This is a genomic window from Pampinifervens navoyensis, from assembly GCF_046159715.1.
Lineage (GTDB): Bacteria > Aquificota > Aquificia > Aquificales > Aquificaceae > Pampinifervens.
The window spans coordinates 162,918-178,526 of record NZ_JBJXCT010000001.1; the positions used below are offsets into that span (position 1 = coordinate 162,918).

14 protein-coding genes and 1 tRNA gene are annotated in these 15,609 nt (G+C 43.3%); 13 read left to right on the forward strand and 2 right to left on the reverse strand.

Translation table 11 applies throughout. From position 1 onward, the window contains the following. The first annotated feature begins 1 nt into the window (after position 1). A tRNA-Pro gene (locus tag ACKRDP_RS00960) sits at positions 2 to 74 on the forward strand. A 22-nt stretch (positions 75 to 96) separates the two neighbouring features. Next, positions 97 to 735 (forward strand): helix-turn-helix domain-containing protein, encoded by a 639-nt coding sequence (locus tag ACKRDP_RS00965; RefSeq protein ID WP_409152883.1) that lies wholly within the window; start codon positions 97 to 99, stop codon positions 733 to 735. Here ACKRDP_RS00965 and ACKRDP_RS00970 read toward each other — a convergent pair. Together ACKRDP_RS00970 and ACKRDP_RS00975 are read right to left on the reverse strand one after the other, a co-directional pair. Further along, positions 713 to 1,801: an AI-2E family transporter gene (locus ACKRDP_RS00970; RefSeq protein WP_409152884.1), complete on the reverse strand. Its 1,089-nt coding sequence runs from the start codon at positions 1,799 to 1,801 to the stop codon at positions 713 to 715. The two genes, ACKRDP_RS00965 and ACKRDP_RS00970, sit on opposite strands and share 23 nt — an antisense overlap. Positions 1,802 to 1,925: 124 nt before the next feature. Then, the gene (locus ACKRDP_RS00975; RefSeq protein ID WP_409152885.1) at positions 1,926 to 2,906 is read right to left on the reverse strand and encodes an NAD(P)H-dependent glycerol-3-phosphate dehydrogenase; all 981 of its coding nucleotides are present in this window, start codon (positions 2,904 to 2,906) and stop codon (positions 1,926 to 1,928) included. A gap of 251 nt (positions 2,907 to 3,157) precedes the next feature. Here ACKRDP_RS00975 and ACKRDP_RS00980 point away from each other — a divergent pair, with 251 nt between their 5' ends. The 11 genes from ACKRDP_RS00980 (at position 3,158) to gatC (ending at position 15,605) form a co-directional block, all read left to right on the forward strand. Then, the gene (locus ACKRDP_RS00980) at positions 3,158 to 4,237 is read left to right on the forward strand and encodes a HEAT repeat domain-containing protein (RefSeq protein ID WP_409152886.1); all 1,080 of its coding nucleotides are present in this window, start codon (positions 3,158 to 3,160) and stop codon (positions 4,235 to 4,237) included. Next, positions 4,225 to 5,649, forward strand: a complete 1,425-nt coding sequence (locus ACKRDP_RS00985; RefSeq protein ID WP_409152887.1) for a glycosyltransferase family 2 protein — start codon at positions 4,225 to 4,227, stop codon at positions 5,647 to 5,649. The genes ACKRDP_RS00980 and ACKRDP_RS00985 overlap by 13 nt, the downstream gene beginning before the upstream one ends. Then, positions 5,627 to 8,044, forward strand: coding sequence for a tetratricopeptide repeat protein (locus ACKRDP_RS00990; RefSeq protein WP_409152888.1), 2,418 nt, complete (start codon positions 5,627 to 5,629; stop codon positions 8,042 to 8,044). Before ACKRDP_RS00985 ends, ACKRDP_RS00990 begins: the two co-directional genes overlap by 23 nt. Before the next feature lie 167 nt (positions 8,045 to 8,211). Next, on the forward strand, positions 8,212 to 8,799 hold the full coding sequence (locus tag ACKRDP_RS00995) for a polysaccharide deacetylase family protein (protein ID WP_409152989.1): 588 nt from the start codon (positions 8,212 to 8,214) through the stop codon (positions 8,797 to 8,799). Next, a complete protein-coding gene (locus ACKRDP_RS01000) occupies positions 8,796 to 10,271 on the forward strand; it encodes a tetratricopeptide repeat protein (RefSeq protein ID WP_409152889.1) in 1,476 nt (491 codons plus the stop codon). The genes ACKRDP_RS00995 and ACKRDP_RS01000 overlap by 4 nt, the downstream gene beginning before the upstream one ends. 42 nt (positions 10,272 to 10,313) lie before the next feature. After that, positions 10,314 to 11,018: an energy transducer TonB family protein gene (locus ACKRDP_RS01005; RefSeq protein ID WP_409152890.1), complete on the forward strand. Its 705-nt coding sequence runs from the start codon at positions 10,314 to 10,316 to the stop codon at positions 11,016 to 11,018. Between the two features lie 4 nt (positions 11,019 to 11,022). After that, positions 11,023 to 11,814 (forward strand): 2-amino-3,7-dideoxy-D-threo-hept-6-ulosonate synthase, encoded by a 792-nt coding sequence (locus tag ACKRDP_RS01010; protein ID WP_409152891.1) that lies wholly within the window; start codon positions 11,023 to 11,025, stop codon positions 11,812 to 11,814. A gap of 11 nt (positions 11,815 to 11,825) precedes the next feature. After that, positions 11,826 to 12,647: an enoyl-ACP reductase FabI gene (locus ACKRDP_RS01015; protein ID WP_409152892.1), complete on the forward strand. Its 822-nt coding sequence runs from the start codon at positions 11,826 to 11,828 to the stop codon at positions 12,645 to 12,647. Next, positions 12,644 to 14,857 carry a phosphoribosylformylglycinamidine synthase subunit PurL gene (gene purL, locus ACKRDP_RS01020; protein WP_409152893.1) on the forward strand — a complete coding sequence of 738 codons (2,214 nt, stop codon included), beginning with the start codon at positions 12,644 to 12,646 and terminating at the stop codon, positions 14,855 to 14,857. The genes ACKRDP_RS01015 and purL overlap by 4 nt, the downstream gene beginning before the upstream one ends. Then, positions 14,827 to 15,312: a signal peptidase II gene (gene lspA, locus ACKRDP_RS01025; RefSeq protein WP_409152894.1), complete on the forward strand. Its 486-nt coding sequence runs from the start codon at positions 14,827 to 14,829 to the stop codon at positions 15,310 to 15,312. Before purL ends, lspA begins: the two co-directional genes overlap by 31 nt. Before the next feature lie 23 nt (positions 15,313 to 15,335). Next, positions 15,336 to 15,605 (forward strand): Asp-tRNA(Asn)/Glu-tRNA(Gln) amidotransferase subunit GatC, encoded by a 270-nt coding sequence (gene gatC / locus ACKRDP_RS01030; RefSeq protein WP_409152895.1) that lies wholly within the window; start codon positions 15,336 to 15,338, stop codon positions 15,603 to 15,605. Positions 15,606 to 15,609 lie beyond the last annotated feature (4 nt).

Sequence of the window (15,609 nt, forward strand, 5' to 3'; positions counted from 1 at the left end):
ACGGGGTGTGGCGCAGGCGGTAGCGCGCTGGCATGGGGGGCCAGAGGTCACGGGTTCAAGTCCCGTCACCCCGATATTACACAAAGGAGGCTAAATATGGTGGTGCTGGTAGAACCCGTGGAGAGAGACCTTGAATCACTTGTTTTGAGGGTCTTTTTAAAATCCATTGATGTGCTCGGTGGACTTTCCAGGCTGGCAGAATACAAAACCCTCACATGGCTTCCATCTCTTGCCAGGGCAGTTTACTGCGTGGTGCTAAGGGAAGAATACTTGAAAACAGACAGGGAAATAGCGGAGAAGGTGGGTCTCACTGTTCAGACGGTAAGAAACATACTCAGGGCGGAGCCATCCACAGCACTTGAAAAGCTCAGAAGGATAGAGGAACTCCTTGAAGAGGAAAGGAAAGAGCTGAAGGTCCACACCGCAGGCGGAATTGCAAAACTTGCATACAAGCTGGTGAAGGAGGGACACGAAGAACCACAGGTCTTTCTCCAATACTGTGAGAGGGTTGCCTATGCCCTTGACATTCCCTGGGCCTATATGGTGCTAAAAAGGCTCAAGGGAACAGACTTCCCCATACAGTCCGCAGACAGCATATCCAACAGACTTGAGGGTGTTTATATAAGGGGCAGAACTGCAAGGGAAGTGCTCCAGGAGCTGGAGTATCCCATAAAGAACCCGGCAGAGCTACTTCACAGGATAAGGGAAAACCTCAAGATGCACGGGCTTGAGTAGGCTCTTCCTTGCCCAGCACTCTCTTCTCATATATCAGGGCAAGGGTGAAAAGGGTTGTGAATATAATAGGTCCGAGGAATATACCCACAAAGCCAAAGGTCAGAAGACCACCCACTATGGAAAAAAAGAGCACTATGTAAGGCACGCTTATACCCATTTTCATGATAAGAGGTCTTATAAAGTTGTCTATGGTTGATATAATAAACATGCCATAGAGGAACATGAAAACGCCAGGGTATGTTCCCTTTGTTGCAAGGGTATAGACTGCTACAGGAAACCATACAAAGCCTGCGCCAAAGGGCGGTATAAAGGAGCTTATGAAGGTTGCCATGGCGAGGAGTATGGCGTAGTCCATGCCTGCCAGCTTGTATCCAATAAAACCCACCGAGCTCTGGGCTATCCCAACCCCTATGGAACCGTAGACGGTGGCAAGGACTGTCTTGTAAATGGTTATGGAGACCTGCTCTATATCTTCCCTGTGCATAGGAAGAAAACGCTCAGCGAATCTTACGAATTTTGGACCGTCCCTGAGTATGAAAAACAACGTGAGTAGAAATACGAAAGTTTTGAAGATAAAACCACCAATTGCCGGAAGCATGGAAGCTGCAAGGTTCAATCCCCTCTGAAGAAAGTCCCTGAGTCCGCTCATAAGTATGTTTCTGAATTCTTCAGACTCAAGGTATGCCAGAAAACCCTTTATTTCCTCTTCGGTAAATATCCTCTTGAGTAGCGGGTTTTCAAGCGTGCCCTTTATTAAATCCATGTAGGAGCTGTTCTGGGTGAGGCTGACCGCAAGATGAAGTAGCTCTATGGACTGCCTTATGGCCATGGTGAGCACGAGGCTGAAGGGGATTACCACAAGGGCGAGCACCAGCAATGTAAGCAAGAGGGCAGAAGATGTATTGCCTATTTTTCTTGAGAGTTTAATGTGTATGGGATACAGAACCAGAGAAAATATGACAGCCCAGAGTATGGGCTTTAGAAAGGGCAGAAGCATTGTAAAGGCAAGTGCCACAAAAAAGGCTGTCAGAGTAAGGAGAAAGTAAAGAAAGACTCTTTCTCTCACAGGACTAAATTATAAGTCATGGAAAAATGTCCCAAGTGTGGAGCTCTGCTTGAGGTTATAGAATGCTGCGGTGGTGGTATCTTCAGGTGCGAAAGCTGTGGGGAATACTACTTTTACGGAGAAATCATATCATCTCAAAAGGGCTCTGAGGAGGTCTTTTCAGAAGCTCAAGAGCCACATCCTTTGGAGGATAACCCTCAACCACAACCCTGTAAACCGCATTGTTTATAGGGGTATGTATTTTCCTATCCATTGCCAGCCTCTGAACAGCTCTTACGGTATGTATACCTTCCACTGTTTGATTGAGCCTTTTGAGGGCTTCTTCCAGAGGAAGGCCCTGACCTAGAAGATAGCCAAAGGTTCTGTTCCTTGACTGTGCAGAACTGGCGGTAAGAAATAAATCCCCCATGCCAGAGAGTCCGTAGAAGGTATCCTTTCTTGCACCAAGAGAAACACCAATCCTAACCATCTCTGCAAGCCCTCTGGTCATAAGGGAAGCCCTTGCATTCTCTCCCAGACCAAGACCATCAGATATACCGCAGGCAATGGCGATAACATTTTTCAGGGCACCACCAAGCTCAACACCCACAAGGTCTGTGGAAAGATAAACCCTGAAGTTCTCAGAGCTTATCCAGTTTCTTATCTTCTCCATTTCCTCAAGTTCTTCACCTGCGAGCACAAGGGCTGTGGGAAGCCCTTTTGAAACCTCGCTGGCAAAGGATGGACCAGACAGACAAAAGACCTTCAGAGAGGGTTCAAGCTCAAGAAGAAGCTCGGAAACTCTCTTTTCAGTGCCCACCTCAAGTCCCTTGGAAGCGGAGACAACCCTCTTACCCCTCAGAGGTTTTTGGGCTAACACCTCCCTTATGGCCTGGACTGGAAGGGCTATTATTACATAATCTGAAAAGGCAAGTGCATCCTCAAGGTCCTGAGTGGCTCCCACGTTCCTGAGCCTGACGCCCTCCATGTAGGGATGCTTTCCTTCCTCAATAGTTCTCACCGTTTCCTCTTTCCTGTCAAACACCATGATGCTGTGCCCCAGTTTACCGAGATGAATGGCAAGAGCAACCCCCCACCGGCCACCGCCAAGAATGGAAAAGTTCATAATGCTAATTATAATATTTTCACAAATACTTCACGCACAGGAACAACAAAGAATTTAAAATTAAAGCCATCATGATTGAGCTATTAGAGAGTAGATTAACTATTCTAATAATAGTCTCAATCATAATCTCTATACTTCTGGTTTCTACTCTTCTGTTGACTATTTCTATAATACGAAGAGTTAAAAATTCTATTGTCTACAGAAAAATAGACCAATTGAAGTCTTATTATCGTAATAAGATTTACAACATCGTGATAGAAACGGGGAATATAGAGCATATAAAAGATTTGGATAGGACCTCATTGAAACTCAATTCTCTGAGAGGAAGAGCCTTTATAGATATTCTTATTGAATTGTATGATTTGAATTCAGAATATATAAATAAAATTGCCAGAATGTATGAAGTAGACAAGTATTACGTAAACAGGTTAAAAAGTGGTTCCAGTAGAAACAGACTTGAAGCTGTTAAAATTCTTACAAATCTTGGTTTTACAGATAAGTTTAAGGAAATAATAGACACAATTAGAAAAGAGGAAAATTCGGAATTTCTATACAGAATGCTTTTCTATTTAACAAAAAGTTCCTTAAACATACATCAGATTGAAGAGGTCATTTACACCATACTAGATAAATACAAAAAGGGTAAGCTTTCTTTCAAAGAGATGTCTGTTTTGTTTTCCAATATGATTAATAAGCTCAGTATGAACGAAGTTGGAAGATTGATTGAATTATTAAATGATGAAGAACAGGCACTTATGGCGTTTCTTGATGCGCTATATTCTTCAGAAGACAAGGATAATATACCTTTAGATGTAATTTTAAACCTATTAAATAAGTACAATCCTGAAATACTTTCAAGAGCTTTAAAGGTTATAGCAATGTTTAAAGGTAGAAATTTAGAAAAGGGAGATACTTTAGTGCATGTTTTTCTGAGCCATCCAGTATGGTACGTTAGGCTAAATGCAGTTAAGGCTCTTGAATCTTTCAGATGCAATAGATACGTTATAAAGAAGCTTGCGGAGCTTCTTTACGATGATAATTGGCAAGTCAGAAGTGCGTCTGCAGGTATGCTGGTAAGGTGCATGGAGGGTAATTTTGATATAATACTTTCCATATTGGAATCAAAGGATGAATACGCAAAACAAGCTATTGCTGAGGCGATATCAAAATCAAACGCTGGTGTGAAGCTTAAGGAGGCCCTAAAAGCGTGTGACACAGAAGATTTAATTTATGCAATTAAAATAATGGAGATTCTATACCATGAATTAGGTTTTACAAATACCATAAGCCAGGAAGATATTGAGGAGGTAAGGAAATTATGTATTATTTAGCCCTTTTTGTGATAGCTTTTAATATTTTTGTTGGTATTTATTATAGCATATACAATGCTATTCTGACATTTTTGTTTATTTTAGCTTTCGTGTCTATATTAAACTATATAAGAATTATAAGGCTTTTCCCTGTTAAGGAATTACAGAAAACGGACATGCCCCCTGTATCTCTTATAATACCTGCATATAATGAAGAAAATGTAATAGTTAGAACGGTTCACAGTGCATTAAATATTAGCTATTCCAACTATGAAATAATTGTAGTAAACGATGGTTCAGGAGATGCAACACTTATAAATCTTATAAACGCATTTAATCTTAGAAAAATTGATTTAGTTTATAGACAACTGATAAAAACAGAAAAAGTTAAAGCCTTCTACTACAACCCAGAAATTCCTAATCTTATAGTAGTTGATAAAGAGCGGGGTGGTAAGTCAGACGCTCTAAATTGCGGAATAAATGTGAGTAAAGCTCCTTACATTTGCTCAATAGATGCAGACTCAATAATAGAAAAAGACTCTCTAATCAGATTAATGTCAAGGGTAATAGAGTCTGAAGTTCCCGTGATAGGCTTGGGGGGTGTAGTAAGAGTTCTAAACGGTGTAAAACTTAAAGACGGTGAGGTTGAAAAAATCGACCTCTCCAATAAGCCCATCGCAAATCTTCAGATAGTTGAATATTTGACAGCTTTTCTTCTTGGACGCTCGGGGTTTAATGTGCTTAATCAGACGATGATATTATCAGGGGCCTTTTCGCTGTTCAACAAAGGAGCCCTTATTCAAGTGGGTGGATATTCTAAGGATACTGTTACTGAGGACTTGGAAATAGTTGTGAGATTACATAAGCATTTTAGAGAAAGAGGAGAGAAGTACTATATAGGATTTATTACAGACCCAATATGTTGGACGGAAATTCCAGAAGATACTAGGACACTTGCAAAGCAGAGAAGAAGATGGCACCTTGGACTTATTCAAACTCTATATAAGTATAAGTTTATGCTTTTTAATCCCAGGTATGGGAGAATAGGTATGTTTGCTCTCCCCTATTACTTACTTTTTGAAGTGCTCGGTCCAATAATAGAGTTGATTGGGTATATAATGGTGCCATCAGCTTATGTATTAGGCTTAATTAGTTACAAGTTTTTCTTGCTTTTCCTCCTGCTTGCAGTGGTGTATGGCTCCTTTCTTTCAGTATGCGGTGTATTCTTGGAAGAGCTGACATATAGGAGATATCCAGAATGGAAGCACCTCTTTAGGTTAGTACTTTATGGTATCATGCAAAATCTTGGATACAGGCAACTAAATTCCTTTTGGAGATTGCAGGCAACTATAAAGTACATTGCGGGCTATAGAAGATGGGAATATGTAAAAAAGAAGGGGAGTGGTGTGTATGAATTTAAAGAAACTCCTTGAATTGGGCTACACAGCCTTACAAAAAGGTCATAATCAGGAGGCAGTAAACATATTTAGGCTTGCACTTCAGAAAGCTTCTAATAAGGAGGAAACAGGTGATGCTTATTACGGGTTAGGGCTGGCAATGTATAATCTGGGGGATATGCATACTGCGAGGTGGGCTCTATACAAAAGCCTTGAAGCTAATAACTCCGATAAAGTCTTAAAGATGCTGGAAATAGTTGAAAAATATATCACCAGTTTGAATAAGGTAAGCCTCCGAGAAAAATCAATTTTTAGAACTGCGGATGACTATATTCAGATAATGAGGGGAGGTAAATGGGAAAGCTTCTTTATCTTGGGGGTTAACATTGGACTTGGACTACCAGGCTATTTCCCCGGGGAGTATCCTATAAAAATGGGTACCTATCTCAGATGGTTCAAACTTATTTATGAACTCGGTGCAAATACCATAAGGGTTTATACATTACAAAATCCAGACTTTTACAGAGCGCTTTATGAGTTTAATAAAGATGGCATTAAACTCTACCTTTTGCAGGGTATATGGTATGAGCCACCTGAAAAGGGTGCTTTGGATGACAGAGATTTTATGGGCAAGGTTTTGCAGGATATAAGAGAAGTTGTAGACGCGGTCCATGGACATCTTGAACTTAAGGAATCTTATGGAAAACCGCATGGTGTTTATACAGCCGATGTTTCTGGATGTCTTATAGGATACTTATTCGGTAGAGAGCCAGAGGCATGCATGGTTAATAAATACAATGAAAAAAGATTGAGAAAGAAGGAGGACTATTACGGAAAGTTCCTGTACATACTTAACGGCGAACCTTTTGAGGTCTGGAACGTAAAAGTGTGTTATTATATACTTTCATATCAGCAAGAGGTATATGGGCACACAAGCTTGGTTTCTATAACAAATTGGCCTACGCTTGACCCATTAGAACATCATTCAGAATCGAGTTACGAAGAGGAACTTAAGGCTATGGGTCAAGAGGTGGCAGATGTGTGTTCGGAGAATGAGGATATGGAAACGCTCGATACCAGCAAGATAAGATGCACAGGAGAAACCTGCTTCTTCTCCAGTTACCATGTCTATCCTTACTATCCCGATTTCATGGTTAATGACTATCTTCAATCAGAAACTCCATACTTGGACTATTTAAGAGAACTTAAAACTCATCATAAAGGACAGCCCGTGGTTATAGCTGAGTTTGGCGTGCCCACCAGCAGGGAGTCAGCCCACTGGCAACAGGGAGGTTTAAATCATGGCGGACATGATGAAGTTCAGCAGGGTAGATATCTGATTCAGAAGCTGGAAGAAATAAAAAAAGCAGGTATGGCAGGCGCCATAATCTTTTCGTGGTTTGATGAGTGGTATAAAGTTAACTGGTTATTTCAGCCTTACTATAATCCAAAAGATAGAAAATCCCTCTGGTTTAATATAAGAGATCCCGAGGAAAATTACGGACTTGTTGCCGTGTATCCAGGCTACCCAGGTAAGACATGCACACTGTCCGGCAATCTAGGAGAGTGGGTAAATTCAGAAACCCTTTATTCTAAGGAAAAGGGTATACGATACTACAGCTTTGGAGATGATGGAGATGGAGGAAGAACACTAGTAGGTGTAAGAGTCAAGAGGGATGAAGGCTTTATCTATCTAGCGCTGGAGACGGCAGGTGAGATAGATTTTTTAGAAGCCTGTTATATTGTAGCAATAAATGTTGCAGGTCCAGACAAGGGCGAATATCTGCTCCCCTTTAATACGAAGTTGACCTTACCTATGGGCGTTCAGTTTCTCATGCATATATGTGGTAAGGGGAAAAGTAGAATACTGGTGCAGCACACTTACGACAGATTTACCAACTATGGTTCAGGGAAAACATTGTCCGTAGAATCCGCGCAGGGTGCATTTATACCCATGTATTTCTTGACAAATAGAAGGAGATTTAATAAGGAGCTTAGAAAAACATATCCAGCGAGGCATCATGCAGTAAGTCCGCTAAGAATGGGTTCCCTCAATCCCGATAGAAAGGACTATAACAGCCTAGCAGATTTTAATGTGAACGGAAATCTCATAGAACTTAGAATACCTTACTGCCTTATAAATTTTTCTGACCCAAGTTCTAGGAACATAATTTGGTGGGATGGTAAAGTAAAGAGTTTAGAAACAGATGGAGTGCGGTTTATTGTGTTATCTTACAAACCAAAGAAAGATAATTTCAATCTTGCCGAAGAAACAAGAAAACCATATAACATAACAGACATGCTTCCATACCCCCTGTCCTTTGAAAAGATAAAAACCTATAGTTGGGAAAGCTGGAGTACCCCCCTCTATCATGAGTATCTGAAAAAAAGTTACTACATACTCAAGAAACATATTAGGAGTCGAGGATGACAAGAAGAGATTTTCTATTTACGGCAGCCTCTTGGCTCTTTCTGGGAACCAGAATCAGGACAGCCCCAGCTTTCGAAGCCCTGAGCATTCCTGTACTAATGTACCATGATATATCAAACCATTATAAGGATGGTTATACGGTTTCTCCTTCTCTTTTCTACTCTCATATGGAATACCTGTATCAGAACAGCTATATTTCTGTTTTTCCTGAAGAGCTCAACAGATTTGATAAAAGTAGAAAGTTATTTATGCTTACATTTGATGATGGCTATCTTTCTTTCATGGATTACGCCTTTCCAGTTCTCAGAGATTATGGTTTTAAGGCAATCATAAACGTTATAGGCGCTTATGTAGGAAGCTATTACAACTTTAACGGTAAAAGACCTACATTGAGCTGGGATGATTATAGGTTTCTCATATCATCCGGTCTTGTCAGGGTGGGATATCATGGTTACGACATACATGTGACAAACTGGGTCAACAGGTTCACTCCGGAACAGCTCAGGCTAGATTCCATGAAGTTTTTAGATAAGTTAAATAAAGAGCTTGGAACGTCTACTGACATTTTTGCTGCGCCATACGGACAATACTCGGAGAGACATCTGGATGTTCTCAGAAAACTTGGCTTTAAATACTTCTTCACTTCTGAAGAAAGACTGTTTGGAATGACGGATATGGCTATACCCAGACTCAACATAAACAATTCAATAGACCTTGTTTCCTTCTCGCAATACATTGGAGGTGATAGATCATGAAAATAATATCTATAGTGGCTTCTTTTGTTCTTGCATGCGGGGTTTACGCTGTACAACCAGAGCTTCTTAAGTTGAAGGAAGAAGGAGACAGATATTACAGGGAAGGGAACTATAGAAAAGCGGCTGAGGTATACGCAAAAATCTGGAATCAAATGGGCGATTTATCAAGAGAAGAAAGATTTAGAATGGCTGTATCCGTGTCGTGGGGAGGCATGCTGAAAGAAGCCGAGATGATGCTGAAGGAGTTATTAGAAAAGTATCCAGAAGATTTACAGATAAGACTGCATCTTGCAAGAGTTCTTACATGGAGAGGGAAGAATTTTGAGGCTATAAAAGAGCTTGATTATATACTTTCAAAGGAACCTCAGAATTCTGATGCCCTTCTTGTAAAAGGTAATGCCCTTCGTTGGTCTGGAAGACCCGATAAGGCTACAGAAATATACGAGCGGATATACGCTGAAAGAAAGGACTTTGACAGCGGACTTGCTCTTTCTTATGGGTATATGGCATTGGATAGAAGGATTGATACCAAAAATACTCTTGAGAAGCTAAAGCCAATGTATACATATCAATCAAAGGAGCTTGATGAGGCTAAGGAGGCCTATTTACAGAAGTTCGGACCTCAGGTAAGTTCTGGCTATACATATTACAGAGATAGCGACGATAACAGAGTAGATACACTTACCCTTAGAGGCATTTTCTGGTTAGAAGACTATAGATTATCACCCTACTATAGGTATATATGGGCCGAGGATAATACAAGGGATAAGAAAGCCTACGAGTTCGGAATTGAACTGAATAAAAGAGTATCTGAAAATGCCCTCCTGTCTGGCACTTTTGGCACATTGTCTATAGGCTCATCAGAAAAGTTCATAGGTGGCGCTGGAGTATCTATTTTTGCTGGGAGGGGTAGTCTTAATATCTCCTTAAACACCAGCATTATGACTTATACTGCAGAGCTCTTACAAAATAAGATAAGAATGACTGCCTTTGCTATAAGTACCTTTCAGCGCATAAATGATAGTGTTGACTTCAGTGGTTCATATCAACTTCGTCTTTTCTCCGATGGTAATAAAGGCCATTTCATGATACTATCCCCAGCGTATAGGTTGACACAGTCCAATCCAAACTTTAAGATTGGCTACAGATTAATATACAGTAATTATGACAAACATAAAAGAATGGGTTATTTTGACCCAAAAGACTATATTTCAAACCATATATTTTTTGCATTACAGCACAATAGAGGTAATTTTTATGTCTACTTGGAGCCATTTATTGGTTATCAGAACTATAAAAGATACAATAAAACCAACAGTGATCTTATAGGTGGCGGGTATGCTTCTGTTGGTTTCAAGCTTAGCAGGAATACATGGATTGCTCTGGACTTTGAGGCTGGTAACTATGCAATGCAGACGGCTGCCGGTTGGAAGTATTATCAAGTCGGGGTAGGTCTAAGACATATATTCTAATCATTCAAAAAATATAGCCTATGTGCTATACTATGATACATAATGCTGAGAGAGGATAAAGTAGAAACATTATTTCACTGGGGCATATCTATAATTCTGAACCTTATGATGTTTACCCTTCTTTCACTCTATCTCTCTGTTAGAATTGAGGTGAACTCTCCAACGCCTCCCTTACAGGTATATGTTGAAGATATGCCACTTGCAAAGGAAATAAAGTTGGCGGGTGGAAGGCAGGGCATTCTTCATAAGCCAAGAGAGGGAGAAGGTATTACTAAAAAAGGAAAAGATAAGGCCATTGCATCTCCGGTTGAGGTATCAAGAGAGAAGGGAGACATTCAGGTGCCAGCAGGCACTCAAAAGGAAGAGCCTTCACTGCTTCAGGAGATTGAGCAGAAGGTAAGGGGAAGGGAAAGAGAGGTGGAGAGGGAGGGCGTAAAGAGTGCAGACATTGGAAGCATAACGGCGGTTGTATCACCTGGAGGTGTGGGGCTTTCAGGTGGTGGAAGGGCAACGGTTTATACACCCCCCCTTCCGAGGATAAGCTCTGATGAACCCCTCAGCCCCCTTAGAGTAAGGGTATGGATAGAGCCTTCTGGTGTGGTCTCAAGGGTTCAGATAATTCAGAAAAGCGGTTCAACCCAGGTGGACCAGAAGATGGTGGAGTTTGTAAGGGGTATAAGGTTTGAAGCCATAAGGGAAAACACGGTCCAGACAGGCATAATAACTTTCAGGTTTAAGGGAGGTTAAAAACATGAGCATAGGTAAACAGCTCAGGCTTGAGAGACTTATTAACAGAGATACGGGCAAGACAATAATAGTTCCCATGGACCATGGGGTAAGCTCCGGCCCGATGGAGGGGATTGAGAATATAAGAAAGGCGGTGGAAGATGTGGCGGAGGGCGGTGCCAATGCTGTGGTGCTCCATAAGGGCATGGTGAAGGCGGGGCACAGGGGGAAAGGCAGAGACATAGGGCTAATAGTTCACCTCTCTGCTTCTACCGACTGGGCACCTACAAAAAACGACAAGGTGCTGGTCTGCACGGTGGAAGAAGCCATAAAGCTGGGTGCAGACGGCGTATCGGTGCATGTGAACGTGGGTGCAGACATGGAGAGGGAAATGCTCAGAGACCTGGGCTATGTATCCAAAGTGTGTGAAGAATGGGGCATGCCCCTTCTTGCCATGGTTTACGGAAGGGGCAAGGACATGAACCAGTATGAGCCCAGAGTGGTAGCTCACTGTGCAAGGCTCGGTGCGGAATTGGGTGCGGACATAGTAAAAGTTCCCTACACGGGAGATCCTGAGAGCTTTTCAAAGGTGGTGGAAGGATGCCCTATTCCTGTGGTCATAGCCGGAGGTCCAAAGATGAAAACAGAAAGAGAGGTGCTTGAGATGGTTCATGGTGCCATAAGGGCTGGGGCAAGGGGCCTTTCCATCGGGCGGAACGTATTTCAGGCTAAAAACAGAGTGGGTATGGTGAGAGCCCTCAGCCTCATAGTGCACGAGGGCAGAAGCGTGGAAGAAGCCATAAAAATCATTCAGTAGAGGAGGCAAGTATGGGTCTTCTTGAAGGTAAAAGGGCCCTTATAACGGGTGTGGCAAACGAAAGAAGTATAGCTTACGGTATAGCAAAGGCCTTTCATAGGGAAGGTGCGGAGCTTGCCTTCACTTACGCCAGTGAAAAGCTAAAAAAAAGGGTGGAAGAGGTAGCAGAGGAGTTTGGTTCAGGTCTTATCTTTGAATGTGATGTGTCAGAGGACCAAAATATAAGGGCTCTCAAGGACTGGCTTTCTGAGGTATGGGGCAGTCTGGACATAATAGTTCATTCCATTGCCTACGCACCAAAAGAAGAGTTCAGGGGTGGAGTGATAGACACGTCAAGGGAAGGCTTCAAAACTGCAATGGACATATCCGTATATTCCCTTATAGCCCTCACCAGAGAGCTTCTTCCTCTCATGGAGGGCAGGAGCGGCTCCATAATAACCCTTTCATACTACGGTGCAGAGAAGGTGGTTCCTCATTACAATGTTATGGGTATAGCAAAGTCCGCCCTTGAGTGCACGGTGCGTTATCTTGCCTACGATATAGCAAAGCAAGGGCACAGGATAAACGCCATATCTGCAGGTCCCATAAAGACCCTTGCCGCATACAGCATAACGGGTTTCCACCTCCTTATGGAACACACCACAAAGGTAAACCCCTTTGGAAGAGCCATAACCATAGAGGATGTGGGAGATACTGCTGTCTTTCTTTGTAGTGACTGGGCAAGGGCTATAACCGGTGAAGTGATTCATGTGGACAATGGCTATCACATAATGGGTGTCTTTGGAAGGGAAGAGGACATAAAGAAGGAGGTTTTCGGAGAACAGAAGGGATGAAACTCTACCAGCTTTATGGTCTCAAAGAGGAAGAATATGAAAGAATAGTCAGCAGGCTCGGGCGTGAACCAAACTCCGTGGAGCTTGGTGTTCTTGGTGCCCTCTGGTCTGAGCACTGCTCATACAAGTCTTCAAAGGTGCATCTGAGAAAGTTTCCCACCAGTGCAGACTGGGTGGTTCAGGGACCGGGTGAAAACGCAGGGGTGGTTGAGCTTGACGATAAGGTATGGCTTGCCTTCAAGATAGAAAGCCACAACCATCCTTCCTACATTGAACCCTTTCATGGTGCTGCCACGGGCGTTGGTGGGATAATAAGAGACATACTTTCCATGGGTGCAAGACCCATAGCCCTTGCAGACTCTCTCAGGTTTGGACTTCCTCCGGACAAAAGGATTGTGAAGGGTGTGGTGAGTGGCATATCCCATTACGGTAACTGCATAGGCATACCCACCGTTGCAGGTGAAACATACTTTGAGGAATGCTACAGAACAAACCCCCTTGTTAACGCCTTCTGTCTTGGGATTTTGCCCGCAGGCAGGATGTTCAGGGCAAGGGGAAGACCCGGAGACCTGCTCTTTCTTCTTGGCTCTTCCACGGGAAGGGATGGCATACACGGTGCTGTGATGGCTTCTGCGGAGTTTGGAGAAGGTATTGAAGAAAAACTGCCAAATGTGCAGATTGGAGACCCCTACTTTGGTAAGAAACTCATAGAGGCAGTTCTTCAAGCCCTTGAAGAAGAACTTGTAAGTGGTCTTCAGGACCTTGGAGCTGCCGGGCTTTCTGGTGCTTCCTCAGAGCTTGCAAACAAGTCAAAGTGCGGGGTGGAGCTCTGGCTTGACCGAGTTCCCCTCAGAGAGGAGGGCATGAAGGACTTTGAGATACTCCTCTCGGAAAGCCAGGAGAGAATGCTTCTTGTGACCCAGGAGGAAAAGGTTCACAGGCTTCTGGAGCTTTCTAAATACTACCATCTTGAGGGGGCAGTGGTGGGCAGGCTCACAGAGGATGGGCTTTTCAGGGCTTACCATAAGGGTGAGCTGGTGGTTGAGCTTCCGGTCAGCCTGATAGTGGAGGAGGCACCGGTATACGAAAAGCCATACAGAGAGCCAGATCGTCTCAAGTCCTTATGGGATTTTGACCAGAACAGCCTTCCTGAGGTTCCTCTTCAGGAGGCTCTTATAAAACTCCTTTCTTCTCCCAACATAGCCTCCAAGGAGTGGGTTTACAGCCAGTATGACCATCAGGTGGGCACAAACACGGTGCTCAAGCCCGGTGGTGATGCTGCGGTGATGAGGGTAAAATGGGTGGAAAAACCGGAGCTGAAAAGTGAGAGATTAATAGCCATCACCGCAGAGGGAAACGGGCGTATGCTTTTTCTTGACCCCTACGAGGGTGGTAAATACGCAGTGGCGGAAGCCCTCAGAAACCTTGCCTGCGTGGGAGCAAAGCCACTGGGCATAACTGACTGCCTGAACTTTGGAAACCCCGACAGACCAGAAGTGATGTGGCAGTTGGTAAGGGCCATAGAGGGCATATCGGAGGCCTGCAAATTTTTTGAGGTTCCTGTAGTGAGCGGTAATGTTTCCCTCTACAACGAGACGGTGGAAAGAGAGGAAATAAGGAACATATACCCCACACCCATAATGGTTGCAGTGGGTTATCTGGAGGATGGAAGGTTTCTTGACCACTGCTTTAAGGAAGAGGGAGACCTTATATTTTTGATGGGAGACCTAAAGAGAGAATTTTCCCTTGCCGGCAGCGAATACCTTAAGGTTATTCACGGAAGAGTTTCGGGGAGAACCCCTCAGGTAAACCTTGAGAAGGAAAAAAGGCTACATGCACTTCTTATTAAGCTAATTAAGGAAAACATACTGAGGTCCGCTCATGATGTTTCTCTGGGTGGGCTTGCGGTGGCTCTTCTGGAATGCCTCTTTGGCACAGGTTTGGGTGTTGAAGTGAACCTCTACATGGAGGAAAGGCTTGACTTTTTCCTCTTCTCAGAAAACCCCACCATGGTGGTGGTGAGTGTAAGAAGGGAAGATGCGGAGGTTTTTAAGGACCTTGTGGAAGGGCATGACCTTGACTGGCTATTTTTAGGGAGGGTGAAGGAAGAAGAGTTTTTTACCCTTACCAACAATGAGGAAAAAATCCTTGAACTGCAAGTCAGCGAACTTGAGGAGATATGGGAAAAAGCCTTAGAAAACCTGCTTTGATATACGCATTTACTGCGCTCGGTATCCTGCTTCTTGACCTTATCACCAAGAATCTTGCAGAATCCCTTCTAAAGGACAGGGATATAAGTCTTCTGCCCTTTTTGCACCTTGTGCTGGTTTACAACAGGGGGGTGGCCTTTGGCCTTCTTGCAGATGCACCAGATTTTTTAAGAATCCCCGTCCTTTTCATAACTCCCCTGGTAGCTCTTGTCATAACCTTTCTTTACGCTCTAAAAACAGGGGGGAAAATCCTTCCCCTTCTGATGGGCATGGTGGGAGGTGGAGCTCTCGGAAACCTCTATGACAGGGTTTTGCTTGGCTATGTGAGAGATTTTATATATCTATCCTACGGAGGGCTTTCGTGGCCAGCCTTTAACCTTGCAGATGCCAGCATAAGCATTGCCATATTCCTTCTCCTCCTGAGAGAGCTCTTTCTAAGGGGTGGAAAAAGCTAAAAGTTCTGCTATATTCTATTTCTATGGTGGAAAAGGTTGCCCACCTTGCAAGGCTCAGGCTCACAGAAGAAGAGAAGGAATACTTTGAAAAACAGCTCAAGAGCATACTGCATTTTGTGGAGCAACTGCAGGAGGTTGATACATGGCAAGTGGAGTCCTTCACCTCTCACTTTGATGAGACACCCATGAGAGAAGATGAGCCATCAAGGGACTTTGAGCCATATCTAATTTTAGAAAAGGCACCAGAGGGTGAAGGGGGTTTCTTTGTGGTGCCAAGAGTGGTAGAATATTAACAGG

What these genes read in the sequence shown, in the direction of transcription:
- ACKRDP_RS01015 (WP_409152892.1), top strand. Translation starts at nt 11,826, where the DNA reads ATGGGTCTTCTTGAAGGTAAAAGGGCCCTTATAACGGGTGTGGCAAAC.
- purL (WP_409152893.1), top strand. Translation starts at nt 12,644, where the DNA reads ATGAAACTCTACCAGCTTTATGGTCTCAAAGAGGAAGAATATGAAAGA.
- gatC (WP_409152895.1), top strand. Translation starts at nt 15,336, where the DNA reads ATGGTGGAAAAGGTTGCCCACCTTGCAAGGCTCAGGCTCACAGAAGAA.
- lspA (WP_409152894.1), top strand. Translation starts at nt 14,827, where the DNA reads ATGGGAAAAAGCCTTAGAAAACCTGCTTTGATATACGCATTTACTGCG.
- ACKRDP_RS00990 (WP_409152888.1), top strand. Translation starts at nt 5,627, where the DNA reads ATGAATTTAAAGAAACTCCTTGAATTGGGCTACACAGCCTTACAAAAA.
- ACKRDP_RS00975 (WP_409152885.1), bottom strand. Translation starts at nt 2,906, where the DNA reads ATGAACTTTTCCATTCTTGGCGGTGGCCGGTGGGGGGTTGCTCTTGCC.
- ACKRDP_RS01010 (WP_409152891.1), top strand. Translation starts at nt 11,023, where the DNA reads ATGAGCATAGGTAAACAGCTCAGGCTTGAGAGACTTATTAACAGAGAT.
- ACKRDP_RS00995 (WP_409152989.1), top strand. Translation starts at nt 8,212, where the DNA reads ATGGAATACCTGTATCAGAACAGCTATATTTCTGTTTTTCCTGAAGAG.
- ACKRDP_RS01000 (WP_409152889.1), top strand. Translation starts at nt 8,796, where the DNA reads ATGAAAATAATATCTATAGTGGCTTCTTTTGTTCTTGCATGCGGGGTT.
- ACKRDP_RS01005 (WP_409152890.1), top strand. Translation starts at nt 10,314, where the DNA reads ATGCTGAGAGAGGATAAAGTAGAAACATTATTTCACTGGGGCATATCT.
- ACKRDP_RS00965 (WP_409152883.1), top strand. Translation starts at nt 97, where the DNA reads ATGGTGGTGCTGGTAGAACCCGTGGAGAGAGACCTTGAATCACTTGTT.
- ACKRDP_RS00985 (WP_409152887.1), top strand. Translation starts at nt 4,225, where the DNA reads ATGTATTATTTAGCCCTTTTTGTGATAGCTTTTAATATTTTTGTTGGT.